Genomic DNA, 23,778 nt, shown 5'->3' on the forward strand with positions numbered 1-23,778 from the left:
CTTTAAGATTCATTATTGTCTGTAAATTTAGATTCTAAACCCGCCCAACACTGGGGGTAGTCTAACTGCCGCTCGGGTGCGTTTAACATTTGCGCAGTAGGCGCCAGCACGTAACGAGATTCAAACATGAACGCTAAGGTGTTTTCATAGCGCTCCGGTTTTAAATTGGCATTGCTGGCTTTTTCAAAGACGGCTTGCTCAGGGCCATGCGGTGTCATGGCGTTGTGTAAACTGAACCCACCCGGTTCGAATCCTTTTTCTTTGGCATCGTAAACGCCTTCGATCAGGCCCATAAATTCGCTCATCACATTACGATGGAACCAAGGCGGGCGAAAGGTATGCTCGGCCACCATCCAACGCGGTGGGAAAATAACAAAATCTAAATTTGCGGTGCCTTCGGCGTAAGAAGGCGAGGTTAATACGGTAAAAATTGAAGGGTCAGGATGGTCAAAGCTGACTGTATTGATTACATTAAAGCGAGATAAATCGTATTTGTAGGGCGCACTGTTGCCTGCCCACGCGACCACATCAAATGGGCTGTGCTCTAGCAAGTTACGATAAAAATGTCCGCTAAATTTGGTGATCAACTCATACGAGTGATCGCTTTCTTCAAACCAGGCCACTGGGTACTGAAAGTCTCGATCATTGGCAAAGCCATTGGCACCTACTGGGCCACGCTCAGGTAACGTCAACGGGTGGCCGTAGTTTTCACACAAGTAGCCGCGAGCACTGTTTTCCGAAATATCGATACTGAATTTCATACCACGAGGTATAACCATGATTTCGCCAGGCGCTACAGTTAAACAGCCGCATTCCGTTTTTACCTGCAGCTCGCCTTGGTGCGGAACAAACAACATTTCAGCGTCGGCATTGATCATAGCGCGACCCTTCATCGATAAGTTAAACCCATAGTGAGCGATGCCGATGCCTACCTGCTCTTTTACAGAGCCATTGCTGGCAATTGAAACAACGCCATCAATGAAGTCGTTTGTCGTATCATTTCCAGTTAATGGACTCCAACGCATAGCAGAAGGAGGCGTTGGCGTGGGTTCGGGTGCGCTCGTCCAACTAGCCTGCACATAGGTTTGATAATCGCTTTGGCAAACCGATGGGCGTTTCCTATAAAACCAAGTGCGTCTGTTTTGCGCTCGTGGTGCTGTAAATGCCGTGCTGCTGAACTGCTCGGTATAGAGCCCTAACGGTGCTTTCTGTGGGTTAAATTGCCCCACCGGCAAAGCGCCAGAAATGGCTTCGGTCTCAAATTGGTTGTTGAATCCAGATAAATAGTGAAGCGCGGTTGTCATTATTATGAGCCTCTAATTCTCTTAGCTAGAATTTAGCGAGAAATTAACCGATTCACCAACCCTAATGCACAATCGAATAGAATTTATGCGTAAAGCAAACAGAACTCGGGTGTAAAGTTGGTTAGCCCATTGTGGGCAATAGATGCTCAATAAATTGCCGGGTTGCAAATTCATCTAGGTAACCATCGGGCTTTTTATGGCTTCTTAAGTGTTGATAAGCCGAAATAATTAAAACCCAATGTTCATCAGGTTCTAGATAGGAGGCTACTTCAAAGACGATTTTCTGCGCCATCGTCAATGCCTTACGGTCTACAACTTCGGCTTGGCGGTACTGATAGCCACAGCCAGTGGCTAACCACTCTAAACTGACATTTGCCGATACGGCAATTTGGTTGGCTTTGGCTAAACTGGGCTCAGAACCTCTTAAATATTTGCGAATGAGGCTTTCGCTCAGCTTTACTTTGCGTGCAAATGCCGAAACAGACAAATCACCTATGAGAACCTGTAATCGCTCCGCAAAGTTTTGTGATGGCTGTGATGTTTGCTCAACGTCTGTATTCATGTCGGTAGCCTAGGGCAACTATATTTAAGAAGTTAAGCAAGAATTATCGGTTGCTTGCACACTAACGTCAATTGCGTACTTTGGCCAATAGTCAATAATCGAACAGGCTTTAAAAAAAACCTCTGCTACACTTTAAGAGTCACTTTAGAGGTATTTTATGTATCCTACTTTCACCATTACACCCGTTGACACTCGCTTTGCGCTTGAAGTTGACCAACTAATAGAACAGCTCGAGTTACCTCAACAAGCGCTTGGCAACCTAGTTACGGTTGTGGAAAAGCTGGCTTGCGTTCAACAAACGGTTCACATTAATGTTGGCGAGCTTTCTCATACTATTTTTTGCGCCGATCATGGTATTTATCAGCGCTCTCATGCGTCGAGTACACAGCCCTATACTACGGCTGACTATATCTCTCGAATCTTAAAATCTCGCTCGCCTCTAGCCAAAGCCTGCGCGATGAATAAAATTGATTTCACGGTGGTTGATTGCGGTTTAAGCCATGAGGTTACGTTGCCACATGAGCATTATTTAAACTATTCCGTAGCTCCCGGTACACGCGATTTTTCGACGCTCCCAGCCATGACTCACGAGCAATTTTTACAAGCGTTTAATATTGGCCAAGAGATCGCACAATTAAGAATGGCCGAGGGCGCTAGAATTATATCATTTGGCGCATTGGGGTTAGGGAACACCACCAGCGCTGCGACTATTACAGCTCACTTGCTCAAAATGCCGGTCGAAGATTGCATCAAAAACTTCTCTCATTATGATGCACAACTCACGCAAGATAAGCTGCACTGCGTAACTCAAGCCCTTATGTTGCATCGAGATTCGATGATTGATGGTTTTAGTGCCGTAGAATTGGTAGGCGGGTTTGAAATAGCTGCATTAATGGGTGCTATGGCTATAACGGCCGAATTGGGTGGCCTAATATTAGTGGATGGGTACGCTTGCTCAACGGCGCTGCTTGCCTTATCACAACAATATCCGGCGGTTATAGACTACGCACTTTTTACGCACCAGTCTGTGCATGCCGGTCAGTTAGCCATTTGCCAACATTTTAAACAAAAACCTCTATTAAATTTAGGGCTATCCGTCGGTGAAGGCACTGGTTCCGTTTTAGCTTGGCCACTTATTAAATCGGCCGTTAATTGCTTACAAGATGACTAGTTCTCAGAAGCAATCATCACAATATTCCTACCGGCTTCTTTAGCACGAAACAGCGCTTGGCCAGCGCTTTTCATAAGCCCTTCTAATCCCAGCGTGGCCGATTGAGCAATGCCAGCGCTGACGGTATAACTCACACTGCCTACTGTTGTTTCGGCATAGCCTTCTTCAATTTTGGTCCTGAAAAAATCGACCAGCTGAGACGTTTTATCGTCGGTTAAGCCTGGAAAAACAACGCAAAATTCTTCGCCTCCCAACCGGCCCACAATAAAGCGATCAAAGGTTTCCTGCATCGCTTTCGCTAAATGAATAAGTACTTCATCGCCCACATCATCACCATAATCTTCATTAACGTGCCTAAAATGATCGATATTAAACAGCGCTAATGAGATCGGCGTTGCTTGGTTTTGGCATTCCTCTAACGAGGCGCGCGCGTGTTCTACAAAATAGCGGCGATTCCCAATTCCCGTTAGCACATCGGAATACGCCAGCTTTTTCATGGCATCTAAGCGTTCCATTGACTCTACGCTTTGCATAACACGGCAAAAAAACTCTTCATGCGAAAAGGGTTTATAAAGGAAATCATTGGCACCATTTTTAATAAACTTTGCCGACAAATATTTATCCTCGGCCGAAGATAAACCAATTACGGCTAAGTCTTCCTTGCCGTGTTTATGCCGCAACTGATGCACTAAATCGAAACCATCTAACTTGGGCATATTATTATCGGTGATAAGTAGCTTTATTTCTTTATCGGATAGAATCGTTTGTAAGGCTTGCTCACCGTCTTCGGCTTCGACCACCTGAAATAAGTGGCGTCTTAACAATTCAATCATATATCGGCGCGTAACTTTTGAATCTTCTGCGACCAATACTTTCACAAAGCGATTTTGTGCTAATCGATTAACTAAATTAACGGCGTATAAATAACTAAACGGACCTTCCTTTAAAACATAATCAACAATGCCTTTTTTGGTTAAATGATCACGCTTTTCTTTATCAACAGAACCGGTTAAAACGATCGTCGGAATGCCTTGGCTTAAACAATCATCCACGAGCTCACCATTAGCGGCATCGGGTAAATTTAAATCTACAATCGCGGCGAGCCAATCGGAAGATTTGACAAGGTGCTTTACCGCTTCGTGGCGAGATTCGGCAAACACTAAATTATAGTTTAATGTCTTCTGCGCGAGGTGCTTTAAGATTTTAAGCACCATTGGGGAGTCTTCTACAATTAAAACCGACTGCACTGTTGTGTCCTTAAATGAGACAGATATTTCCAGTGTAGTCGGTCAATGGTATTTTTCTAGATTAAAACAATAAGCTCAGTAAATTCTGAGTTAAGCGCACGCCGTAGCCGGTAACATCTGTTGGTACATGAGCTAAACCACCTTTATGGCGGGCTGAGGAAAGATCTATGTGTAACCAAGGTACCGCAGGCTCAACAAACCGACTCAAGAAACGCGCGGCATCGATATGATCGGATGATTTACCCGGGTTGCATTGCATAACATCCGCAACGTCACTTTTAATGTTGTCGTCGTAGTCAGCGTCTAACGGAAATGGCCAAACTCGTTCACCACTGGCTTTTCCAGCTTCTATAAGCGGTAAAAACCAAGCATCGTGGTTGGTAAAACAGCCCGAGTAACGAGTCGATAATGCCCCAACACAGGCACCCGTTAACGTGGCGTAATCGAATACCGCCTTAGGGTGCTCACGCGAGGCTAATGTTAATGTATCGGCCAGAACCATTCGCCCTTCGGCATCGGTGTCTACAATTTCAATGGTGGTGCCATTGAGTGCACGAACCCATTCATTGGCATGAAAAGCTTTAGGACCTAAATGGTTATCGGTTATCGCCAACCAACCGGTTAAATTCACTTTTTGCTTGCGTCGAGAGGCGGTTAAAATGTTTCCCAAAACCAGCGCACTGCCGCCCATGTCGCCGTTCATACCAAACATAGAGCCAGATATTTTTAGGTTGTAGCCACCTGTATCCATTGTGATGCCTTTACCGACCAATGCGATACTCTCGACGGAATCGGCATCGCCTCGGTAATGCACACGCACGATGCTGGCTTCATTATGTTCAGAACCTCGCGCTACCGCCAAAAAGGCTCCCGCGCCCATTTGTTCTAGCTCTTTGTAACGGAATACTTTGCAATCCCAGCCTTCGGCTTCGGCTAGGTCTTCTACTAATTCACGATAAGACCAAGGGTTAAGTTCATTAGCAGGTAATTCACTTAAATACCGAGTAAACGCATTGCCTTCGGCTTCGGCCAGGCGTTTTTCAACTTCTTCGTTGGCTAAAGGACCGGTAATCGAAAGCGTTAATGATGGCGTTTTAGCACTGTCTTTTTTGAAACTGGGTAACTGATACCATGCGGCAAGTACGGCACTTAGCAAAGCATCACCAAGCTCTGTTTTGTCGAAACTAAGGGCAATATGTTGATCTTCTTTACGCCAAGCCCCTTTTACTAGATCACGCGCGGCACTTAACAACTCAAAGGTGCTTTGGCTCTCTGGCTCGGTTTGATAGGTCCATTGCTGGCCCGTTTCGAGCAATGTTTTTAATGAAGTTTCGCCATTTAAGTGTTGATTTATGACGTTATGAGTAGACTCTTTACGCCACTCTATACAGCTCTGGGCTTCGCCAGGCACTTGCTGAGAAAATCGAACTTCAATTGCTGGGTAATCAAATAACTTCATTTAATGTGCCTATTTATATACGGACGGCTCGCCTTCTGGGCGAGTTTTAAAGCGTTTATGCAACCATAAATACTGGTCAGGGTGGCGACGAATACACGATTCTAACCACGCATTCACACGGTGTGCATCACCTACGTTATCGCCACTTGGGATCTCCAATGGCGCTTCGAATTTTAATACAATGGTCTGGTCATCGTCATCTCGATATGAGCTTAGCGGTAAAACTATTGCGTTACCAGAACTTGCGAGCTTTCCGGTCATGGTGACTGTAGCGGTAGGTATACCAAAAAACGGCGCAAACACACTCACCTTTCGACCGTAATCTTGATCTGGAGCGTACCATATAATTTCGCCGCGCTTAAAGGCCCCTAATAAACCGCGCATATCTTTACGTGCAATGGTGCGATGAACAAATTTTTGTCGCCCTTTAACCATAAAATAATTAAACAGCGGGTTGTCATCGTTTCGGTAGGTCACTGAATATTGAGCGTATTTAGCTAAAGCAACCCCTGCAATATCGAGGGGCCCAAAGTGGCCACTGAGCAATAACACCCCTCTTGGGTCGGCTTGGGCCGCCTGTAAGTGCTCTATACCTTCTACTCGCTGCTTTAACTGGCTATCTTGAATGCACCAGGCTCGTGCGGTTTCAATTAACCCTAAAGTGTATGAATAAAAGGTCTTTTTGGTTAACGCGACTTGTTCTGAGCGGGTTAACTCAGGAAAGCACAAAGTGATGTTGGTCAATGCTACCTTGCGTCGGCTACTGGCCACTTTAAACAACAGTTTCGCCAGACCCTTGGCCAGTGCTTTTTGAACAATAAAAGGCAACCGCGCAACACCTTGCAAAAACCCAATGCCCAGCCATGTCGGCCAAAACCTAGGGTGCAAAAAGTCACGATACCGATATGTGCTGACGATGTTTGAGTTTTTCTGTTTACCTGGGCGAGGTACATTACCTAGCGACATGCAAAGGGGCTCCACAATTTAATTGACTATTGTACCGCGCTTAACGGTTTTGTCAGCTCCAAAAGCAGCTTATACTAGGGTTATCATTTTATGAGCAAAGATAAAGACTATGGCCAAAGCATTACCGAAGATATTAACCAATCGCCCTCAGGCGCACTTACTCATTAGTAAATTGCAGCAGTGGCAGATTAAATTCCAAGGCTGGCAAGATGCCCGCCGTGCCTTAAAAGCACACAAGCGTTACTCTTAAACGAACGCATTTGCCGTAATACAGCACTAAAAAAGCCGCTAAAAGCGGCTTCTTAGTGCTAACAAAGTACCTACAGCTAAAACCTACAGGTGCTCCACCATCTCAATTTCATATTCAACAACACCGCCAGGGGTGGTAATACCCACTGTATCGCCTTCTTCTTTGCCGATAAGGCCACGTGCAATGGGTGAATTAACCGAAATTTTATTGCTCTTCACGTCAGCTTCATCGTCACCGACAATTTTATAAACCACACTTTGCTCGGTTTCGATATTCAACAGCGTAACCGTGGTTCCAAAGATGACTTTTCCGGTAGCCGGAATATCAAGCACATTAATAACCTGAGCCATCGATAATTTGGCTTCGATATCTTGAATGCGCCCTTCAATAAAGCCTTGTTGCTCGCGTGCTGAATGATATTCTGCGTTTTCTTTTAAATCACCATGCTCTCGTGCTTCTGCAATGGCCGCAATTACAGCAGGGCGCTTGACAGTCTTGAGCTCTTTTAGCTCTTCTTGAAGTGCGAGTTCGCCTTCTACAGTCATTGGGTAACGTTGCATAGGTTTTCCTTCTAATAAAATCAAAAAGAGCCACAAACTGGCTCTTTTATATAATTTGTCTCAACCGAGAATGGTCTAATTTCGACTATTATGACGCGCTTTTTACTAGGTGCAAGCCCGCTGTCACATTAGCGAGTTTGCACCTAACAAGACTTAATCGGCAATTTGACCTAAATGCAGGTCTTGCAATCGATTTACGCCGCTGCTGCCTTTTAACATCATCGCCATTACTGAAGCTTCTGCGCCTGCTAACGTAGTGGTGTAATAGACTTTATGTTGCAATGCGCCACGGCGAATCTCGGCACTGTCGATCATTGATTGGCGGCCTGCGGTGGTATTCATCACATAGCTCACTTCATCGTTCTTAATCAAATCGACTAAATGCGGTCGGCCTTCTTTTACCTTATTCACCGCTTGAGTTGGCAAGCCGTTTTCAGCAAAGTATGCCGCTGTACCTTTGGTCGCAACAACTTCGAAGCCTAACTCAGCTAGGTTCTTAGCCATGTCTAGCGCCGCTGCTTTATCTTGGTCTTTAACCGAAATGATCACTTTGCCCGACGTCGGGATTATTGAACCCGCGCCAATTAACGCTTTAGAGAAAGCTTCCGCAAACGTTTTACCCGTGCCCATGACTTCACCGGTCGATTTCATCTCTGGGCTTAAAACTGGGTCAACTCCGTGGAATTTATTGAAAGGCATCACCGCTTCTTTCACTGAGTAATAGCTTGGAACCACTTCGGCGGTGTAGCCTAATTCAGACAGCTTTTTACCGGTCATGACTTGAGCGCCTATTTTCGCAAGCGACTGCCCAATGGCTTTAGAAACAAAAGGCACCGTTCGTGATGCTCTAGGGTTTACCTCAATGATGTACATTTTGCCGTTTTGCCACGCCATTTGTACGTTCATTAAACCGACTACGTCTAGCTCAAGCGCCATGGCTTTCACTTGTTCACGAACAATATTTTGAGCTTCAGTAGATAAACTGTAAGGCGGTAAAGAACAAGCGGAATCGCCTGAGTGAATACCTGCCTGCTCAATATGCTGCATGATCGCTCCGATCACTACTTGCTCGCCGTCGCTCACACAGTCGATGTCTAGCTCAATTGCGTTGTCTAAGAAGTGGTCAAGCAATACTGGCGCGTCATTAGAAACTTGTACCGCTTCATTCATATAACGGCGCAGCTCGGTTTCGGCGTAAACAATTTCCATAGCACGGCCACCCAACACATAAGATGGTCGCACCACCAATGGGTAGCCAATACGGTTCGCAATGGTCACGGCTTCGTCTAAGCTTCGCGCTGTGCCGTTTTCGGGCTGGCGCAAGTTGAGTTTTTCAACCATAACCTGGAAACGTTCACGGTCTTCAGCTCGGTCAATGGCATCTGGGCTGGTACCAATAATTGGTGCACCGGCGGCTTCTAGTTCACGTGCTAATTTAAGTGGGGTTTGGCCACCGTATTGAACGATCACACCCTTAGGCTGCTCAAGTTCAATAATTTCCAACACGTCTTCTAAAGTTACAGGCTCAAAGTAGAGGCGATCAGAAGTGTCGTAATCGGTTGAAACGGTTTCTGGGTTGCAATTCACCATGATCGTTTCGTAGCCTTCATCGCGAGCCGCCAACACGGCGTGTACACAACAATAATCGAACTCAATACCTTGACCAATACGGTTAGGACCACCACCAAGCACAATAATTTTATCGCGCTCACTCGGTGCGGCCTCACACTCTTCATCGTATGATGAATACATATAAGCCGTGTCTGATGCAAATTCAGCAGCACAAGTATCAACGCGCTTATACACCGGGCGAATGCCTAAATCCCAACGCTTTTTACGTAATTGCTTTTCACCCACACCGAGCAATTTGGCTAATCGCTCATCTGAAAAACCTTTACGTTTTAAACGACGCATTTCAGTGGCGTCGATGTCTTTCATGCCTTTGCTGGCCAGCGCTGTTTCGTCTTTGATGATGTCGGCAATTTGAACCAAGAACCAAGGGTCTACGCCCGTGTACTCGTATATTTCATCGATACTCATGCCGCTGCGTAATGCATCGCCTATGTACCAAATTCGGTCAGGGCCGCATTCTTGCAATTCACGTAGGATTTTTTCTCGACTGCCTTCGGCATTATAATCGATGAAGCTATCGAAACCACATGCGCCTACTTCTAAGCCACGTAATGCTTTTTGCATAGATTCTTGAAAGTTACGACCAATGGCCATCACTTCGCCAACCGATTTCATTTGTGTTGTTAAACGATCATTGGCTTGTGGGAATTTCTCAAATGCGAAGCGAGGAATTTTTGTAACAACGTAATCGATGCTTGGCTCAAACGATGCTGGAGTAATGCCGCCAGTAATATCATTTTGCAATTCATCCAATGTGTACCCTACGGCTAACTTGGCAGCGATTTTAGCGATCGGGAACCCCGTCGCTTTCGATGCAAGTGCCGATGATCGACTCACGCGCGGGTTCATTTCAATAATGACCATGCGCCCGTCTTTTGGGTTAATACCGAACTGAACGTTAGAACCACCCGTTTCAACACCGATTTCACGCAGAACCGCCAACGAGGCGTTACGCATAATTTGGTATTCTTTATCGGTTAACGTTTGTGCCGGTGCAACGGTAATAGAATCACCGGTATGCACGCCCATTGGATCAAAGTTTTCAATGGCGCAAACAATAATGCAGTTATCGGCTTTGTCGCGAACAACTTCCATTTCATATTCTTTCCAACCAATTAGGCTCTCATCGATCAGCAATTCATTGGTGGGTGATAAATCTAAACCGCGTCGACAAATTTCTTCAAATTCATCTTTGTTGTAAGCAATGCCGCCGCCCGTTCCGCCCATGGTAAAGCTAGGACGAATAATCGTTGGGAAGCCTAGCTTCTCTACAATGGCCCAAGCTTCTTCTAAATTGTGCGCAATACCAGAACGAGGCGTTTCTAAATTAATCGCCTTCATCGCTTTATCAAAACGATCGCGATCTTCGGCTTTATCAATGGTGTCGGCATTTGCGCCGATCATCTCTACATTGAATTTTTCCAATACGCCGTGCTTTTCTAGATCAAGCGCGCAGTTCAATGCGGTTTGGCCACCCATGGTTGGCAAAAGGGCATCGGGCTTTTCTTTTTCAATTATTTTTGCGACTTCTTGCCATACCACGGGCTCGATATAGGTTGCATCGGCCATGCTAGGGTCAGTCATAATGGTCGCTGGGTTCGAGTTCACTAAGATGACTCGATAACCTTCTTCACGCAGCGCTTTACAAGCTTGCGCTCCGGAATAATCAAACTCACAAGCCTGACCAATAACAATGGGGCCGGCGCCTAATATTAATATGCTTTTTATGTCTGTACGTTTTGGCATGATAACTCGCTAATTCTTTAAAAACTTGGGTCAGTTTAGTTTTACTTTTAACGTTTAACCTTTAAGCCTTACGTTTACTCATGTCGTCAATAAACTGGTCAAACAAAGGTGCGCAATCGTGTGGCCCTGGGCTGGCTTCTGGATGCCCCTGAAAACTGAATGCGGCTTTGTCTGTTCGCCGAATACCTTGCAATGATTTATCAAAAAGAGATTGATGCGTCATTTCAATGTGCGCCGGCAGCGATGTTTCATCGATCGCAAAACCATGGTTCTGACTGGTGATCATGACAGTTTTATCGGCCAGTGTTTGCACTGGATGGTTAGCTCCGTGATGACCAAATTTCATCTTCAAAGTTTTTGCACCACTGGCTAAGCCAAGTAACTGATGCCCTAAGCAAATACCAAAAACGGGAACATCGGTTTCTAGAATTTGTTGAATGGCGGAAATAGCGTAATCGCACGGCTCTGGATCACCCGGGCCATTAGATAAAAAGATGCCATCTGGGTTCATCGCTAACACGTCGGCGGCTGGAGTTTGTGCTGGCACAACCGTGATGCGACATCCACGATCCGCTAACATACGCAGAATATTGCGCTTAACACCGTAATCGTATGCAACGACATGGAACTTGCTGGTATCGGGTTTAGTGTGGCCATGGCCAAGTACCCAGCTGCCTTCTGTCCACTCGTAAGGCTCTTTAACGGACACTTCTTTGGCTAAGTCCATACCCTTTAAGCCGGCAAAGCCTTTCGCCAGCTCAAGCGCTTTTGCTTCGTCAATACTGTCACCGACCATGATACAGCCGTTTTGCGCACCTTTTTGGCTCAATAAGCGAGTCAGCCGCCGAGTATCGATATCGGCAATGGCAACGACATTTCGCTCGACTAAATAGTCTTCAAGTGATTGTTCACTGCGAAAATTACTTTCAAGAAGTGGTAGGTCGCGAATAACAAGGCCAGATGCCCAAACTTGAGACGATTCTTCATCTTCTGAGTTTACGCCGGTGTTGCCAATATGGGGGTAGGTGAGGGTTACGATTTGTCGTGCATAGGAGGGGTCGGTGAGAATTTCTTGATAGCCTGTCATGGAAGTGTTGAAGACCACCTCACCAACAGATTCACCAACGGCACCTATGCCGATTCCTGTAAAAATACTTCCGTCTTCGAGCGCGAGAATGGCAAGCTTAGCCAAGATCTGTTCCCCTATCATTAATCAAATGGATTGAGAAATCTGACCTTTCAGACCAAAAACTACGTTTCTAATTCGCAAAAAAGCGAGATGAAGTTGCCCTCATCCCGCTTCTTATAATTCGTGCCAAGTACAGCTGCACTTGATGCGGTTTTGAAACTGTAGTGTAGTTATAATCTGTCATGTCAACGAGTTGCGTAAACAACTCAAAATTTGGCGGATTCTACATGAAATCAGCCTACTTTGTCCATAAATTTTGGCATTGAAATGTTTTTTAAAGCTTACTTGGCAAGCCGACCTTAATTGGCCTAAATAAATGTCGCTCATTTGTAGTTTTAAGTGCACCTAAATCTGGTCAGTTAAATAAAAAAATGTCATTATAAGTAGCAAATAACGCTACTTTTCCTTGAGGTCTTCATGTCTCAAACGGTTCAACTCGTCGATACCTTGAAAAAAATTCTTCGAGAACGAAAAATCACGTATCAAGAAGTGGCTGAGAAGCTCGACTTGAGTGAAGCCAATGTTAAACGCATGTTTTCGAAGCGCCATTTTACATTGGCTCGCTTAGAAGAAGTCTGCGCCATGGCCGATGCCGACTTAGGCTACTTAATGTCACGTATGCATGAAGGGTCGATGATCATCGACACCTTAAGCAAAGAAGCCGAGAAAGAGTTGTGTGGAAACATCAAGCTTTTAATGATTGCTCAGCTACTGATTAACCGCTGGGAGATTGAAGACATTGTCGAGACTTATGAGTTTGAAGACCACGAAGTGACGCAATTGATGGCTAAGCTAGACCGCTTAGGCATTATTGAACTTCTGCCAGGTGACCGCGTAAGGAACTTAATTTCCCGAGACTTTAAGTGGATTCCTAACGGACCTGTTTATAAGTACTTTGAAGAACATATTGCCAGAGAGTTCTTTAACTGTAAGTTTGAACAGAAAAACGGTGAGATTTTGATTTTCATGGCCGGCATGTTGTCTCGCCAAAGCAACAGTCAAATGCAAACCAGTATGCGCCGCTTAGCACGCGAGTTTGATGAACTCAGCAAAGAAGACGGCAAGTTGCCATTAAATGAAACTTACGGCACAGGTTTAGTGCTCGCCATGCGCCCTTGGGAGCTCAGCACCTTTGCTCAATTCCGACGCAAAGAAAATACAAAGAAATTTAGGCTCACCTAACACAAACACCAAACAAGCCAACGCGTGTGTGGTGTTTAGTGGCTTTTTTAGAAATTACACCGTGGTGTCTAGATTAAACCCGACTTCTTGCTGTCGATTCACTTGATAGGCGGCATCTAAGGCTGACTCTACGGTTTCAGAGGTTTGGCTTAATATGTCGTTTAAGCGTTCTTTATTCGATTCTGAAACTTCTTCGCTGCGCTTATCTTCGTTTTCAGAATTTGCTTCTACTTTAGAACTGTCTTCGCCTTGAATATCACGCTGTTCACTACGTTCTTCTTCGGTTTTTTCAGCCATTTGACGCTCAAGTTGGCGCAGGTCGTTTTGCGCTTCCATTGATAGCTGAGTGGCCAACGCCGCCACTTGGCGATCTTGGGCCGACGGTTCCGCCGGTGCTAAAGCGGCTCGGCGCACTTGCTCGGCTTTGCGCAATGTGGCTTCTGGGTTATTTGGAACCGGAGATACACTGATCCCCACCTCACCGGCGGTTGCATAGCGCTTACCATCGGGACCTTGGGTATAAGTAAACTGCATGGCACCCGCATATTGGCCTCCGACGGATTGGTGCGCCTGTTCATGCGCTTTAACTTCTCTGTCTCGGGCGGCTAATTCACGAATGGTTTCAATATCGTCTTGAAGCTTAGCTTGCTCTGCTTCGGCGTTTCGCTTGGCTTGCTCGGCTTGCTGTTCAACGCGCTGGCTTTGCTCGCTACTGCTTGGGGCTTCGTCTCGGCTGACTTCATTTGAACGCGCAGACTCTTCTTGCGAGCGCACCTCAGAGCTGGCGCGGCCTTCAATTTCGGCATTGGCATTTGGTGCAGGACGCGTTTGCCTCGTATCTACTTCAGCTTCTAACTTACCAGGCTGCTCTCTTGCGCTGCGGCGAGAGTCTGTCGACTTTTCGGGTTCTTCAACCGGTGCGAAGACGGCGGTTTCATTTTCTTTACGCAACCGAGATTGCTCTGCTGGGTCACTAGACAAAGCAAAGGTCGGGGTTATTGCATTTGGAAACACACCGCTGACTGTCGACATAATGTTCTTTTAAACCTTTATATCAATTAAAGTGCCCAGCATATCACTGCCTGCTTGCACTACTTTTGCGCTGGCTTGCACTTGGATTTTACCCATCTGTTGCTCAACGATTGGGCTTACCAATTCTTCTGGGCCCCCTTCTTCGGGTGGTAAATTTGCTTTTGCGATTTGATCGGCACTGCGATTGAGCATGTCATTGCCACGCGCAATTCCGTATACACCACTACTTAACACAGAATTTATCATCCGAACTCCTATTCAAAAAACAACAGGCATAGCCAGCCTTGACTATATTTTAACCAATTCCATTCGCAGTACTGTAAAATTTTGTGAATTCACTCAAGAAATCTATAGCCCTGCCGATACAGCGACTGTTGCGGGAAAAACCCAAATACAAACGGTTAGATAGGTGCATTACAAGCACGAATTTTTGGCATATATTCGGTTGAATTATGCCAATTTATTGTTATTCACTTGTTAGTAGAAAGGTCTCAGATGGATCAACCGTGATTCGATTCAACATGGCCTCGCGCCCTAAAAGCATTAGGTAGCTCATGTCGGAACGATCCGTTAAAGAAATATCAATCTGCCATTCTTGTTGATTCATCCGAATTGATGTTCTAACAATGTATCGCTCTTCGGTCACTCCATTCGATGATTTAATTTTCCGGACATCTCTTAGCGGTGCTTGACAAGTTATCACTTCATCTACGTTATGTACCGTTGGGTGAATATCAAATGAGACCCACTTTTTTCCGCCTTTTTTAAATTTCTTAATATGATCAACATGCAACGAAGAGGTTTTCGCGCCGGTATCTACCCTAACTTCTAAATCAATAATGCCTAAACCGGGCAAATCGCAATTCTCAATACTGCCCACCATAAACTTTTGCAAAGTCATTTGCTGCCCTCTTACATAGCTCTATTTTTCAGATCAATCAGGAATAAGGATGTCTTGCATTACTTCAATATTATCGGCAATGTCTTCATCGTTTTCAGTGAAGAAGGCTATGTGCACCAGTGCTTCTCCTTCTTGAACCAATGGAATATTTTGCTTTCCAATAATAATGCCTGAACGCGGTGCTGTAATTTCTGTTAACACTTCACCAAAAGGGTTGCTGATTTTAGCAAGGACATCTCCTTTTTGAACTTGATCACCCAGTTTGTGCGCCGTATTTACGATGCCACTTAGGCTTGCTCGCACCCAGCTGCTGTTATTCGCCACATAGGGCGTAAACTTTCTTTTTGGAAGCTTCCTATTAACCAACCCTAACGATATAAGCACGTTTATGACGCCCTTCACGCCGGCTCGAATCGACAATTCATCAAACCTTAATGCCTGACCCGCTTCATACAACAGTATTTTAGTGCCATTTTCTACAGCGGCTTCTCGCAAAGAACCATCCCGTAAATCTGAGTTTAAAAGAACGGGTACACCAAATTGCATGGCCAGCTCACGGGTTTCAGAGTCTTTCAAGTTCGCGCGGATCTGCGGTAAATTAGATCGATGAATCGCCCCTGTGTGTAAATCGATTCCGTATTCACATTGCGACACAATTTCTTCCATGAATATATTCGCCACACGTCCGGCCAAAGAACCTTTTGCTGATCCAGGAAAACAGCGGTTAAGATCGCGCCTATCTGGCATATATCGACTTTGATTGAGAACGCCGTAAACATTTACCATCGGAACGAGAATTACTGTACCCGCACTCACCTTAAGGGATTTTGATTGTATTAAGCGGCCGACTATTTCGACACCGTTTAATTCATCACCATGTATCGCTGCTGAGACAAACACAGTGGGCCCGGGTCGTTTACCGCGAATAACGTAAATTGGCATGTTTACGTCTGTGTTTGTGTAAAGCTTGGCAACAGGCAATTCTATGCTACACCGCTCTCCGAGTTTAATTTCTTTACCGCCAATTACGAGTACATTAGTTGTCATCTAGCCTTTACCTTTGGTTTTGGTTTTGTGTGGTTTCGCATCTGTTTCAATAAAATCAAAGATCAAACCCGCTACGTCTTTTCCTGTAGCCTGCTCTATGCCCTCTAAACCTGGCGATGAATTTACTTCCATCACGACCGGTCCATTCTTAGATTGTAGCAAATCAACGCCACACACATTTAAACCCATAACTTTAGCTGCTTTAGCCGCCGTAGCCCGCTCTTCTTTAGTGAGCTTGATTAATTGGGCTGAGCCGCCGCGATGTAGGTTGGAGCGGAACTCGCCTTCGGCACCCTGGCGTTTCATCGCAGCGACAACTTTCCCGCCAACAACGAAGCATCGAATGTCTGCACCACCGGCTTCCTTGATGTACTCTTGAACTAGGATGTTTGCTTTTAAGCCCATAAAGGCCTCAATGATACTTTCAGCGGCTTTATTGGTATCGGCCAACACCACTCCAATACCTTGAGTGCCCTCCAATAGTTTGATCACTAAAGGCGCGCCACCCACATTTTTTATTAAATCTTTTACGTTATCTGGCTTACTGGCAAAGCCTGTGCGCGGCAAACCAACATCTTTTCTGGACATTAGCTGTAATGAACGCAACTTATCTCGTGAACGACTGATGGCGACCGATTCGTTCACACAAAATGTGCCCATCATCTCAAACTGACGAACAACCGCTGTACCATAAAAAGTAATTGACGCGCCGATGCGTGGAATAACAGCATCAAAGTAAGGAAGCTCCTCACCATGGTATCGAACAGCAGGCCGACTGCGGGTTATATCCATATAGCAATGCAGGGTATCGATCACTTCTACTTCATGACCACGCGCGCGGCCAGCTTCGACGAGTCGGCGGGTTGAGTAGAGGTTTTCGTTTCGAGAAAGTACAGCGATTTTCATAGCAAGCCCTTGATTAAGAAAAGCGGCACTCGCAATGAATTTGCCAGTGGCCTAATCTTGAATAATGTTAGAGAAACCTTAGTTTGTCGATCATTATTTACAAGGGCGGCTAACTATTTTAAAACCACTCAGAGAATCGCTTACAGGTCTAAAAATTTAGGATTGAGCCAATCGCTCGGGATATCGCTCAGTTTTTCTGAAAAAGGCATTACGCCTATCAACGGAGCTCTTAAATACTGTTGCAAGGTTTGAATGTTTTCTTCTAGGCCGTCCATTTCAGGGTCAATACAATTCGCGATCCACCCAGCGACCTTTAAGCCATCTCGTTCAATGGCTTCCATTGTAAGAATGGCATGATTCAAACAACCAAGTTTCATACCCACTACTAAAATAACGTCAAGATTAAGTGCCTTTACAACGTCCGCCAAGGTTTCGCGGTTGTTTAGCGGCACGCGCCAACCTCCAGCCCCTTCAACAAGGGTTAGCGCTGCATTAGCGCTCATTAAAGTGCCTCGCACAAAACCCACCAGCTGCTGAGAAGACAAACGTTTATTTTCACGTTGTGCTGCAATATGAGGTGCCATGGGTGCTTTTAGTAACACAGGGTTCGTTTGTTGATAACTCAGTTTCACCGTGGAAGCATTCGCTAAGTTTACGGCATCGTCATTTTTTTCTTCGCCATTCAATAACTCCGACCCGGCCGCCAATGGTTTTAACCCAAGCGTTGAATGGCCTTGCTGTGCAAAGGCGTTCAACAAGGCTACTGATACAAAAGTTTTGCCTGCGTCGGTATCGGTACCGGAAATAAAATATTTTCGTTTCATTTAATTCGGTTTCTTTAAAATTATGTAAAAAATTTCCCATGTGGCGGGGTATTGCGAATTTTGCCTTCTAAACGGCTGATAAGCACGCAACATTTTTCGGACCGACGATACTTTAGGTTGCTCATTACGATCAACATGATTCGCCCCTAATATCTTAAGTTCATTGAGCAAGGTTAAAGGGTGATCGTATAAAACTTCGATGAATGATTCCTGCCAATGTTCTACCACAAAGCCTGTATCACTGATGGCATCGCGCCACTGTTGAGCGCTATTAAACTGATTTACGTGCGCTACTTCATCCACCGATTGCCAAGCGGTTTTTAGTTCGCTTAAAGTTTTTGGTCCGACAGTGGCTAAAGCAAGATAACCCCCTGGCGTTAACATGGAAAAAGCATGTTCAACAAACTTCATCGGGCACTCTAACCATTGCACAGCTAAACTTGACACAGCTAAGTCGATACTCGAACTTTGAAAGGGCGGTTGTTCAAGATCGGCCTGCACCGTTATTACCTTTCGGTGACGATGCTTTGCTTGGTGTAACATCGCATTCGATAAATCTAACCCGAATAGCTCGCGCGGGTTAAACCGATGATCAAGCGCAGGCAGTAAATAGCCTGTCCCTGTGCCTAAATCGACCGCTTTTTGAGCGCTCACCATAGGAAGCCGGGTTACACGTTTCATGAGTTCGTCGGCCACTTGGCGTTGCAAGTGCGCCACTGAGTCGTAGTGCTCTGCCGCAGCACTAAACGATTGAGCTACTGCGGATTTATTCATGTGACTGAATCCAATTAATGGTGTCTGCTTCTGCAAATAACGGCGCACTGTGCTGTGCATTGATTTTGGTTAAAGATGCCACTGGCAATGCTTCCCAAGCTTTAGAGGCTTTTTCGATCGGTACCAATTGATCTTGAGCACTGAGCAATACGTGACAGGGCACATCCACTTTAAAATTTTCGGCGTTAAAATCGTACAACCACTGCAAAGTATTCAGCTGCTTTCCTAAACATAAATATGAAGACACCTCTTTACCGCGTGCTTGATCTACCAGTAAAGCAAAGCGTTTTCGAGTAGCCTCGGGGTTAGCCTCATACCGAGCCATAAAACCTTCTGCTACATCAGGCTCTAACCCATTCTCACCGCTAAATTGCACGTTGGTATTTATCAGCAAACAATTCTGCACCCACTTGTTTCGACTGGCGAGCTGATAAGCTAATGCGCCCCCTAAAGACCATCCCACCAGCTGAGTTGGCTCGGTAATTTGGCGGCTGCATTTTTGAAGCCAGGAATCGACGGTGCCTTGCTCATTTTGAAAACTCAATTGCTCTTCATTTTCGGCACCAAGCTGTGCTTTTAAAGTGTCGAAGCTGGTTTCATTCATTTGCCAACCCGGTAACCAAACGCGCTTCATACGACCAACCTTAATGCATCATAGAGCTCATCAATATCGGCTTGAGTGTGATCGGCACTGAGCGTAAATCTTAATCGTGCCGTTCCCTTGGGCACAGTTGGCGGCCGGATCGCTGAGACTAAAATTCCCTGCTCTTTTAATTGCTTGCTTAACTGCAATGCTCGTTCGTTTGCACCCACCAGCACCGGTTGTATGGCGGTAGAAGAAGACATTAATTCGAAACCTAACGAGGAGATTTTAGCTCTAAAATAAGCAATATTTTGATTCAATTGGGCTCGACGATCTTGGCCATTGATCACCAACTTTAAAGACTCTCGAGTAGCTGCGGCTACCGAAGGTGGAGACGCCGTGGTATAGGTATAAGGCCGCGAGTATTGCAAAATGTATTCAATGGTTGTCGCATCGCCAGCAACAAAAGCGCCAGAAGTACCAAAGGCTTTACCTAATGTGCCTATCACCAAGGGAACCGCTTTCGAATCTAATCCTAACTGAGATACCAAGCCGGCACCGTTGTCACCTAAAGTACCCAAACCATGTGCATCATCTACCATCAACCAAGCACCGTACTGCGAACAGAGTTGAGCAATGTCGGTTAAGGGCGCGCAATCACCATCCATCGAAAATACGCCATCGGTCACGACTAATTTTTTACTGGTCGCTGAAGCCAAACATTGCTCTAGGTGTTCTAAATCATTGTGCCGATACCGCAAAGAGCGCGCTTGCGACAAGATACCGCCATCGATCAACGAGGCATGATTCAGCTTATCTTGAATGATCGTATCGTGACGTGTCATCAAGGCTGCTATAACACCCAGGTTGGCCATATAGCCTGTTGAGAACAGCAATGCTCTCTCTCGCACCATAAAGGCGGCTAACTCTTGCTCTAACTGCTCATGCTCTCGATGATGGCCATCTATTAAATGCGATGCGCCCGCTCCTACGCCTACTTTTTTAATACTGGCAATCATGGCCTCGCAGACGAGAGGGTGGTTAGCTAAGCCTAAGTAATCGTTACTGCAAAACGAGAGCATGGGTTGGCCATCAATGACAACTCTAATGCCTTGTGCAGAATGCAACTGCACGCGTGAACGAAGCAGCTGATCGTTTTTGCGCTTTTCTATTGCCGCGCTGATGTCGCTAAATTGTTTCAATTATAAGGTCGCGTCGTAAAATTTTTCGTTATTGCGCTTAGGGCAATTCATCGGATCAAAGGTTTGCACAGCGTCGTTGTCGAAGCTGCCTTCGCGCTCAGGACGTATGCCCAATTTTTTAAACAAGGCTTTGTCTTTGTTTGCCTCTGGATTTGCGGTGGTTAATAGCTTTTCACCATAAAAAATAGAGTTTGCGCCAGCGAAGAAGGTCATCGCCTGCATTTCTTCTGTCATCTCTTCTCGCCCTGCCGATAATCGCACGTGTGATGTCGGCATCATGATTCGTGCCACGGCAATGGCACGGATAAAGTCGAGTGAATCTAATTCCTCTTCTTGTGCCATTGGCGTTCCTTCGACTTTCACCAGCATATTTACCGGTACGCTTTCTGGATGCGGATTCATGTTGGCGAGCTGAATAAACATGCTGGCGCGGTCACCGACGCCTTCGCCCATTCCCAAAATGCCGCCTGAGCAAATTTTCATACCTGCATTACGTACGTTTTGTAGGGTTTCTAAGCGATCACCGTAAGTACGGGTCGTTATAATTTCTCCGTAATACTCAGGTGAGGTGTCTAAATTGTGGTTGTAGTAATCTAATCCTGCATCGGCAAGTTCTGCGGCTTGCTCATCTTTAAGCATGCCCAGCGTCATGCAAGTTTCTAGCCCCAACTCTTTTACGCTTTTAACCATTTCAATAATATGCGGGAAATCTTTAACCGCAGGAGAGCGATAGGCTGCTCCCATGCAAAATCGGCTTGCGCCAGCGGCTTTGGCGGCCTTAGCTTGCTCAATCACCTTTTGAACTTCCATCAACTTTTCTTTTGCTAAACCGGTATTGTAATGCGCCGATTGAGGGCAGTATTTACAGTCTTCTGGGCAGGCTCCCGTTTTAATCGATAAAAGCGTACTGACCTGCACTTCATTAGGGTCGAAATTAGCGCGATGCACACTGGCGGCTTGAAACATTAAATCATTAAATGGCAACTCAAACAGAGCCACGACTTCTTCTTTAGTCCAGTTGTGGCGGGGGGTTGTCGGGTTTAACGTGGTCATAATGCATCCTAGTTGTGTTTCAGCCAGCTTCGCGCTTGCTATTTAATCGAGTTTTAGTGGTTTAAATTTTATAGGTCGCTTCAAATAGGTCAACCTTGAGTAACCCAGAACCTTACTACTGATCAATATTCAACCACAGTGATAATAGTTCGGACTTCAATCGCAACTTTTGAATGGACTGTTTGTCGTCTTTGTCTTTGGCTTGTATGGTGAGTAAACCATTCGTTCAAGGAAGAACAACAATGCTAATTAAGTGGCGTGCATGGCTTGCCCATGCATTAAACCCGGTATGCCCTGGTTGCCAGCAAGCTCTAGCCGGTGACCATTTGTGTTTAGTGTGTCAAAGCTTTTTAACCCCTTTGCCACTGCCCTGCCCTTGCTGTGGTGAACCTAATTCAAACGGTCACCGATGTGGACGATGCTTAAAATACCCAAGCCGATGGGACCGACTCTATGCCCCATGGCCGTTCGAATTTTTGGCACGCCATCTCATTCTTGAATTTAAATACCGCCGAAATTTTGCGGCTGGGCAAGCGCTGGTTAGGCTGTGGCACGCTAATGTGGGAGCTGTTGACTTGCCGGATGCATTCGCCTTTGCGCCTATGACTCACGCTAAGCAAATGAAGCGTGGGTATAACCAAGCTCAATGGCTGTGCCGATCTTTTTCTAAATCCTTCAAAAGGCCTGTGTTTTCAGGGCTTCAAAAAAAACACGATACTCAACCTCTGGAAGGACTAACTAAAAAAGAGCGAAAGCGGGTTCTAAAGAATTCATTTCAGGTTCTATCCCCTCCGCCCAAGCATATTGCCATCATAGATGACGTCTTCACTTCAGGCGCAACGGCCAACGAATTAGCACGCATTTTAAAAAAAGCGGGCGCGGCCCGTGTCGATATTTGGGTGCTGGCAAGAACCCCATTACAAGGTAAATCAATGCTTTAAATTTAGTCGATTACTCTTAGAGACGTCGCTGACTGGCAGAGCAATCTCAAAGCTAGCGCCGCGTTTTAAGTAAGGCTCAACTAAGCGTATATTGCCATTGAGCCCTCTTTCTACCAGATTATAAACCAACGATAAGCCAATGCCGTGGTGCCCACCCATTTGGCTTGAATAAAACGCTTCAAATACACGGCTTTGGTCATTAGCGGCAATACCATGACCATCATCTGAAAACTGAATCACATATTGGCTACCCTCGCAGTAGCCTTTAATGTGAATACGCCCTTTATCTTGACCGCGAAAAGCATGTTGCAGTGCGTTTTCGCAAAACACCGAGATAATTTGCATCCAAATATTTGGGTTGGATTGAATGTATAGGTCGTCCTTCATATCCATACTAATGTGCACCGTCACGCCTTGTGCGTTTTGGCAAAATAAACGTGCGGCGTCTTCTAAGATCGGTTTTAAAGCAAAGGTTTGTTTGTCTGTCTGATCGTGCTCAGACACCATCATTTGCACACTTTTGATCAGTTTAGTGGCCTTGGTTACGCTTTTATCAATGACTGACATCACGTCTAAGGAGCCGGCAATATGGTCAGTGAGATCCGTTTGTGTCAGCTGATCACGTTTTAAATCACTGAGGATGCCGTTTAAATGCGATTCGGCCGTTGAAGCCGACGTTCGAATATTGCCCAACGGCGTATTTAACTGATGTGACATGCCACGTAACAGCTGACTTAAGGCGGTTTGTTTTTCACGCTCAACCATGAGCGCTTGTAACGATTCTAGCTCTTTACGTGTGATGGTTTCGCGTTCGGCCAGCTGCTCAAATTGTTCCATCAGCAACACCTCATCGGTGATGTCTATTAGCACCGTAAGTACACAGTAATCGCCATCGTCTAAAGTGATACGCTGATCTTGCAGCTTTACCCAAACTACCGTGCCATCAACGCGATGTGTTTTCAGCGTCATAGGCTCGCCAACACCGGTTTCTATGATTTGCGCATACCGTTGTTTGGCGAGTTCATGTATTTCTTCTGGGATCAACGTCATGATTGAATCCAATGTTAAATAGTCTTCAACGCGATCAAAGCCATACAAACGTGCGTAGTCTTCCGACACGTAAATAGGTTTAAAGTTTTTATGTATTTGCATGGTAACGCCCGACAGGCGACCCATGGCCGAGATGAGTTCAGAGGCTGAGATATCTGAAAATTTCATTCACTTTCTAACGGCTGTGACTATTCCTC

Annotated in this window: 28 protein-coding genes; 7 read left to right on the forward strand and 21 right to left on the reverse strand. The window is 45.6% G+C overall.

Going from position 1 to position 23,778, the window contains the following annotated elements; translation table 11 throughout:
• Positions 1-2: 2 nt before the first annotated feature.
• Genes hmgA through QWZ13_RS18205 form a run of 3 tightly spaced genes read right to left on the reverse strand, consistent with a single transcriptional unit; the run spans position 3 to position 1,866 of the window.
• Positions 3-1,304 (reverse strand): homogentisate 1,2-dioxygenase, encoded by a 1,302-nt coding sequence (gene hmgA / locus QWZ13_RS18195; protein ID WP_290283039.1) that lies wholly within the window; start codon positions 1,302-1,304, stop codon positions 3-5.
• Positions 1,305-1,325: 21 nt separating this feature from the next.
• A complete protein-coding gene (locus QWZ13_RS18200; RefSeq protein WP_290283040.1) occupies positions 1,326-1,454 on the reverse strand; it encodes a hypothetical protein in 129 nt (42 codons plus the stop codon).
• Positions 1,426-1,866: a helix-turn-helix domain-containing protein gene (locus QWZ13_RS18205; RefSeq protein WP_290283041.1), complete on the reverse strand. Its 441-nt coding sequence runs from the start codon at positions 1,864-1,866 to the stop codon at positions 1,426-1,428. Before QWZ13_RS18205 ends, QWZ13_RS18200 begins: the two co-directional genes overlap by 29 nt.
• A gap of 54 nt (positions 1,867-1,920) precedes the next feature.
• Here QWZ13_RS18205 and QWZ13_RS18210 point away from each other — a divergent pair, with 54 nt between their 5' ends.
• Complete coding sequence (locus QWZ13_RS18210; RefSeq protein WP_290283042.1) at positions 1,921-2,055, forward strand: hypothetical protein; 135 nt, start codon at positions 1,921-1,923, stop codon at positions 2,053-2,055.
• Complete coding sequence (locus QWZ13_RS18215; RefSeq protein WP_290283043.1) at positions 2,024-3,037, forward strand: nicotinate-nucleotide--dimethylbenzimidazole phosphoribosyltransferase; 1,014 nt, start codon at positions 2,024-2,026, stop codon at positions 3,035-3,037. Before QWZ13_RS18210 ends, QWZ13_RS18215 begins: the two co-directional genes overlap by 32 nt.
• On the opposite strand, the gene QWZ13_RS18220 is transcribed toward QWZ13_RS18215, so the two are convergent.
• The 3 genes from QWZ13_RS18220 to lpxL form a co-directional block, all read right to left on the reverse strand.
• Positions 3,034-4,284, reverse strand: coding sequence for a response regulator (locus QWZ13_RS18220; RefSeq protein WP_290283044.1), 1,251 nt, complete (start codon positions 4,282-4,284; stop codon positions 3,034-3,036). The two genes, QWZ13_RS18215 and QWZ13_RS18220, sit on opposite strands and share 4 nt — an antisense overlap.
• Before the next feature lie 61 nt (positions 4,285-4,345).
• On the reverse strand, positions 4,346-5,743 hold the full coding sequence (locus QWZ13_RS18225; RefSeq protein WP_290283045.1) for a M17 family metallopeptidase: 1,398 nt from the start codon (positions 5,741-5,743) through the stop codon (positions 4,346-4,348).
• Positions 5,744-5,752: 9 nt separating this feature from the next.
• Positions 5,753-6,709 carry an LpxL/LpxP family Kdo(2)-lipid IV(A) lauroyl/palmitoleoyl acyltransferase gene (gene lpxL, locus QWZ13_RS18230; protein WP_290283046.1) on the reverse strand — a complete coding sequence of 319 codons (957 nt, stop codon included), beginning with the start codon at positions 6,707-6,709 and terminating at the stop codon, positions 5,753-5,755.
• A gap of 109 nt (positions 6,710-6,818) precedes the next feature.
• Here lpxL and QWZ13_RS18235 point away from each other — a divergent pair, with 109 nt between their 5' ends.
• Positions 6,819-6,959 carry a hypothetical protein gene (locus QWZ13_RS18235; protein ID WP_216000174.1) on the forward strand — a complete coding sequence of 47 codons (141 nt, stop codon included), beginning with the start codon at positions 6,819-6,821 and terminating at the stop codon, positions 6,957-6,959.
• A gap of 83 nt (positions 6,960-7,042) precedes the next feature.
• Here the strand turns inward: QWZ13_RS18235 and greA are convergent, their stop codons facing one another.
• From greA to QWZ13_RS18255, 4 genes are all read right to left on the reverse strand, one after another.
• Positions 7,043-7,519, reverse strand: coding sequence for a transcription elongation factor GreA (gene greA, locus QWZ13_RS18240; protein WP_290283417.1), 477 nt, complete (start codon positions 7,517-7,519; stop codon positions 7,043-7,045).
• A 153-nt stretch (positions 7,520-7,672) separates the two neighbouring features.
• Positions 7,673-10,897, reverse strand: coding sequence for a carbamoyl-phosphate synthase large subunit (gene carB, locus QWZ13_RS18245; RefSeq protein WP_290283047.1), 3,225 nt, complete (start codon positions 10,895-10,897; stop codon positions 7,673-7,675).
• Positions 10,898-10,958: 61 nt separating this feature from the next.
• Entirely contained in the window at positions 10,959-12,089 is a 1,131-nt protein-coding gene (gene carA, locus QWZ13_RS18250; protein ID WP_290283048.1) for a glutamine-hydrolyzing carbamoyl-phosphate synthase small subunit, read from the reverse strand.
• Positions 12,090-12,266: 177 nt separating this feature from the next.
• Positions 12,267-12,413, reverse strand: coding sequence for a hypothetical protein (locus QWZ13_RS18255; protein WP_290283049.1), 147 nt, complete (start codon positions 12,411-12,413; stop codon positions 12,267-12,269).
• Positions 12,414-12,503: 90 nt separating this feature from the next.
• Here QWZ13_RS18255 and QWZ13_RS18260 point away from each other — a divergent pair, with 90 nt between their 5' ends.
• A complete protein-coding gene (locus tag QWZ13_RS18260; RefSeq protein ID WP_290283050.1) occupies positions 12,504-13,268 on the forward strand; it encodes a helix-turn-helix domain-containing protein in 765 nt (254 codons plus the stop codon).
• Between the two features lie 54 nt (positions 13,269-13,322).
• Here QWZ13_RS18260 and QWZ13_RS18265 read toward each other — a convergent pair whose 3' ends face one another.
• Complete coding sequence (locus QWZ13_RS18265) at positions 13,323-14,300, reverse strand: putative metalloprotease CJM1_0395 family protein (RefSeq protein ID WP_290283051.1); 978 nt, start codon at positions 14,298-14,300, stop codon at positions 13,323-13,325.
• Positions 14,301-14,309: 9 nt separating this feature from the next.
• Complete coding sequence (locus QWZ13_RS18270; protein WP_290283052.1) at positions 14,310-14,492, reverse strand: hypothetical protein; 183 nt, start codon at positions 14,490-14,492, stop codon at positions 14,310-14,312.
• Here QWZ13_RS18270 and QWZ13_RS18275 point away from each other — a divergent pair.
• The gene (locus QWZ13_RS18275; protein ID WP_290283053.1) at positions 14,491-14,709 is read left to right on the forward strand and encodes a hypothetical protein; all 219 of its coding nucleotides are present in this window, start codon (positions 14,491-14,493) and stop codon (positions 14,707-14,709) included. The two genes, QWZ13_RS18270 and QWZ13_RS18275, sit on opposite strands and share 2 nt — an antisense overlap.
• A 57-nt stretch (positions 14,710-14,766) precedes the next feature.
• On the opposite strand, the gene QWZ13_RS18280 is transcribed toward QWZ13_RS18275, so the two are convergent.
• The 3 genes from QWZ13_RS18280 to rimK are packed head-to-tail and all read right to left on the reverse strand — an operon-like array spanning position 14,767 to position 17,154.
• Positions 14,767-15,201, reverse strand: a complete 435-nt coding sequence (locus tag QWZ13_RS18280) for an ATP-dependent zinc protease family protein (RefSeq protein ID WP_290283054.1) — start codon at positions 15,199-15,201, stop codon at positions 14,767-14,769.
• A gap of 33 nt (positions 15,202-15,234) precedes the next feature.
• A complete protein-coding gene (locus QWZ13_RS18285; RefSeq protein WP_290283055.1) occupies positions 15,235-16,248 on the reverse strand; it encodes a succinylglutamate desuccinylase/aspartoacylase family protein in 1,014 nt (337 codons plus the stop codon).
• Positions 16,249-17,154: a 30S ribosomal protein S6--L-glutamate ligase gene (rimK, locus tag QWZ13_RS18290; protein WP_290283056.1), complete on the reverse strand. Its 906-nt coding sequence runs from the start codon at positions 17,152-17,154 to the stop codon at positions 16,249-16,251.
• 9 nt (positions 17,155-17,163) lie between these two features.
• On the opposite strand from rimK, the gene QWZ13_RS18295 reads away from it, so the two are divergent.
• Positions 17,164-17,406, forward strand: a complete 243-nt coding sequence (locus tag QWZ13_RS18295; protein ID WP_290283057.1) for a hypothetical protein — start codon at positions 17,164-17,166, stop codon at positions 17,404-17,406.
• Here the strand turns inward: QWZ13_RS18295 and bioD are convergent.
• The 5 genes from bioD to bioB are packed head-to-tail and all read right to left on the reverse strand — an operon-like array spanning position 17,295 to position 21,590.
• Positions 17,295-17,978 carry a dethiobiotin synthase gene (gene bioD, locus QWZ13_RS18300; RefSeq protein ID WP_290283058.1) on the reverse strand — a complete coding sequence of 228 codons (684 nt, stop codon included), beginning with the start codon at positions 17,976-17,978 and terminating at the stop codon, positions 17,295-17,297. The genes QWZ13_RS18295 and bioD overlap by 112 nt on opposite strands.
• The gene (gene bioC, locus QWZ13_RS18305) at positions 17,979-18,800 is read right to left on the reverse strand and encodes a malonyl-ACP O-methyltransferase BioC (protein ID WP_290283059.1); all 822 of its coding nucleotides are present in this window, start codon (positions 18,798-18,800) and stop codon (positions 17,979-17,981) included. It abuts the gene before it with no gap.
• The gene (locus QWZ13_RS18310; protein ID WP_290283060.1) at positions 18,745-19,386 is read right to left on the reverse strand and encodes an alpha/beta hydrolase family protein; all 642 of its coding nucleotides are present in this window, start codon (positions 19,384-19,386) and stop codon (positions 18,745-18,747) included. The genes bioC and QWZ13_RS18310 overlap by 56 nt, the downstream gene beginning before the upstream one ends.
• Positions 19,383-20,537: an 8-amino-7-oxononanoate synthase gene (gene bioF, locus QWZ13_RS18315; RefSeq protein ID WP_290283062.1), complete on the reverse strand. Its 1,155-nt coding sequence runs from the start codon at positions 20,535-20,537 to the stop codon at positions 19,383-19,385. The genes QWZ13_RS18310 and bioF overlap by 4 nt, the downstream gene beginning before the upstream one ends.
• Entirely contained in the window at positions 20,538-21,590 is a 1,053-nt protein-coding gene (bioB, locus tag QWZ13_RS18320; RefSeq protein WP_216000188.1) for a biotin synthase BioB, read from the reverse strand.
• A 173-nt stretch (positions 21,591-21,763) separates the two neighbouring features.
• Between bioB and QWZ13_RS18325 the strand changes: the two genes are divergently transcribed.
• Positions 21,764-22,531, forward strand: coding sequence for a ComFC family protein (locus QWZ13_RS18325; RefSeq protein WP_290283063.1), 768 nt, complete (start codon positions 21,764-21,766; stop codon positions 22,529-22,531).
• On the opposite strand, the gene QWZ13_RS18330 is transcribed toward QWZ13_RS18325, so the two are convergent.
• Positions 22,520-23,749: a sensor histidine kinase gene (locus QWZ13_RS18330; protein ID WP_290283064.1), complete on the reverse strand. Its 1,230-nt coding sequence runs from the start codon at positions 23,747-23,749 to the stop codon at positions 22,520-22,522. The genes QWZ13_RS18325 and QWZ13_RS18330 overlap by 12 nt on opposite strands.
• Positions 23,750-23,778: the final 29 nt, after the last annotated feature.

It is taken from the genome of Reinekea marina (genome assembly GCF_030409715.1).
Classification (GTDB): Bacteria; Pseudomonadota; Gammaproteobacteria; order Pseudomonadales; family Natronospirillaceae; genus Reinekea; species Reinekea marina.

Bases quoted from the DNA above. Each gene is read 5' to 3' on its own strand.
- rimK (WP_290283056.1), bottom strand. From the start codon at position 17,154: ATGAAAATCGCTGTACTTTCTCGAAACGAAAACCTCTACTCAACCCGC.
- greA (WP_290283417.1), bottom strand. From the start codon at position 7,519: ATGCAACGTTACCCAATGACTGTAGAAGGCGAACTCGCACTTCAAGAA.
- hmgA (WP_290283039.1), bottom strand. From the start codon at position 1,304: ATGACAACCGCGCTTCACTATTTATCTGGATTCAACAACCAATTTGAG.
- QWZ13_RS18275 (WP_290283053.1), top strand. From the start codon at position 14,491: ATGTCATTGCCACGCGCAATTCCGTATACACCACTACTTAACACAGAA.
- QWZ13_RS18285 (WP_290283055.1), bottom strand. From the start codon at position 16,248: ATGACAACTAATGTACTCGTAATTGGCGGTAAAGAAATTAAACTCGGA.
- QWZ13_RS18205 (WP_290283041.1), bottom strand. From the start codon at position 1,866: ATGAATACAGACGTTGAGCAAACATCACAGCCATCACAAAACTTTGCG.
- QWZ13_RS18235 (WP_216000174.1), top strand. From the start codon at position 6,819: ATGGCCAAAGCATTACCGAAGATATTAACCAATCGCCCTCAGGCGCAC.
- QWZ13_RS18215 (WP_290283043.1), top strand. From the start codon at position 2,024: ATGTATCCTACTTTCACCATTACACCCGTTGACACTCGCTTTGCGCTT.
- QWZ13_RS18325 (WP_290283063.1), top strand. From the start codon at position 21,764: ATGGACTGTTTGTCGTCTTTGTCTTTGGCTTGTATGGTGAGTAAACCA.
- QWZ13_RS18225 (WP_290283045.1), bottom strand. From the start codon at position 5,743: ATGAAGTTATTTGATTACCCAGCAATTGAAGTTCGATTTTCTCAGCAA.
- QWZ13_RS18270 (WP_290283052.1), bottom strand. From the start codon at position 14,492: ATGCTCAATCGCAGTGCCGATCAAATCGCAAAAGCAAATTTACCACCC.
- QWZ13_RS18280 (WP_290283054.1), bottom strand. From the start codon at position 15,201: ATGACTTTGCAAAAGTTTATGGTGGGCAGTATTGAGAATTGCGATTTG.
- bioB (WP_216000188.1), bottom strand. From the start codon at position 21,590: ATGACCACGTTAAACCCGACAACCCCCCGCCACAACTGGACTAAAGAA.
- carB (WP_290283047.1), bottom strand. From the start codon at position 10,897: ATGCCAAAACGTACAGACATAAAAAGCATATTAATATTAGGCGCCGGC.
- QWZ13_RS18255 (WP_290283049.1), bottom strand. From the start codon at position 12,413: ATGAGCGACATTTATTTAGGCCAATTAAGGTCGGCTTGCCAAGTAAGC.
- QWZ13_RS18330 (WP_290283064.1), bottom strand. From the start codon at position 23,749: ATGAAATTTTCAGATATCTCAGCCTCTGAACTCATCTCGGCCATGGGT.
- lpxL (WP_290283046.1), bottom strand. From the start codon at position 6,709: ATGTCGCTAGGTAATGTACCTCGCCCAGGTAAACAGAAAAACTCAAAC.
- bioD (WP_290283058.1), bottom strand. From the start codon at position 17,978: ATGAAACGAAAATATTTTATTTCCGGTACCGATACCGACGCAGGCAAA.
- QWZ13_RS18310 (WP_290283060.1), bottom strand. From the start codon at position 19,386: ATGAAGCGCGTTTGGTTACCGGGTTGGCAAATGAATGAAACCAGCTTC.
- QWZ13_RS18265 (WP_290283051.1), bottom strand. From the start codon at position 14,300: ATGTCGACAGTCAGCGGTGTGTTTCCAAATGCAATAACCCCGACCTTT.
- QWZ13_RS18260 (WP_290283050.1), top strand. From the start codon at position 12,504: ATGTCTCAAACGGTTCAACTCGTCGATACCTTGAAAAAAATTCTTCGA.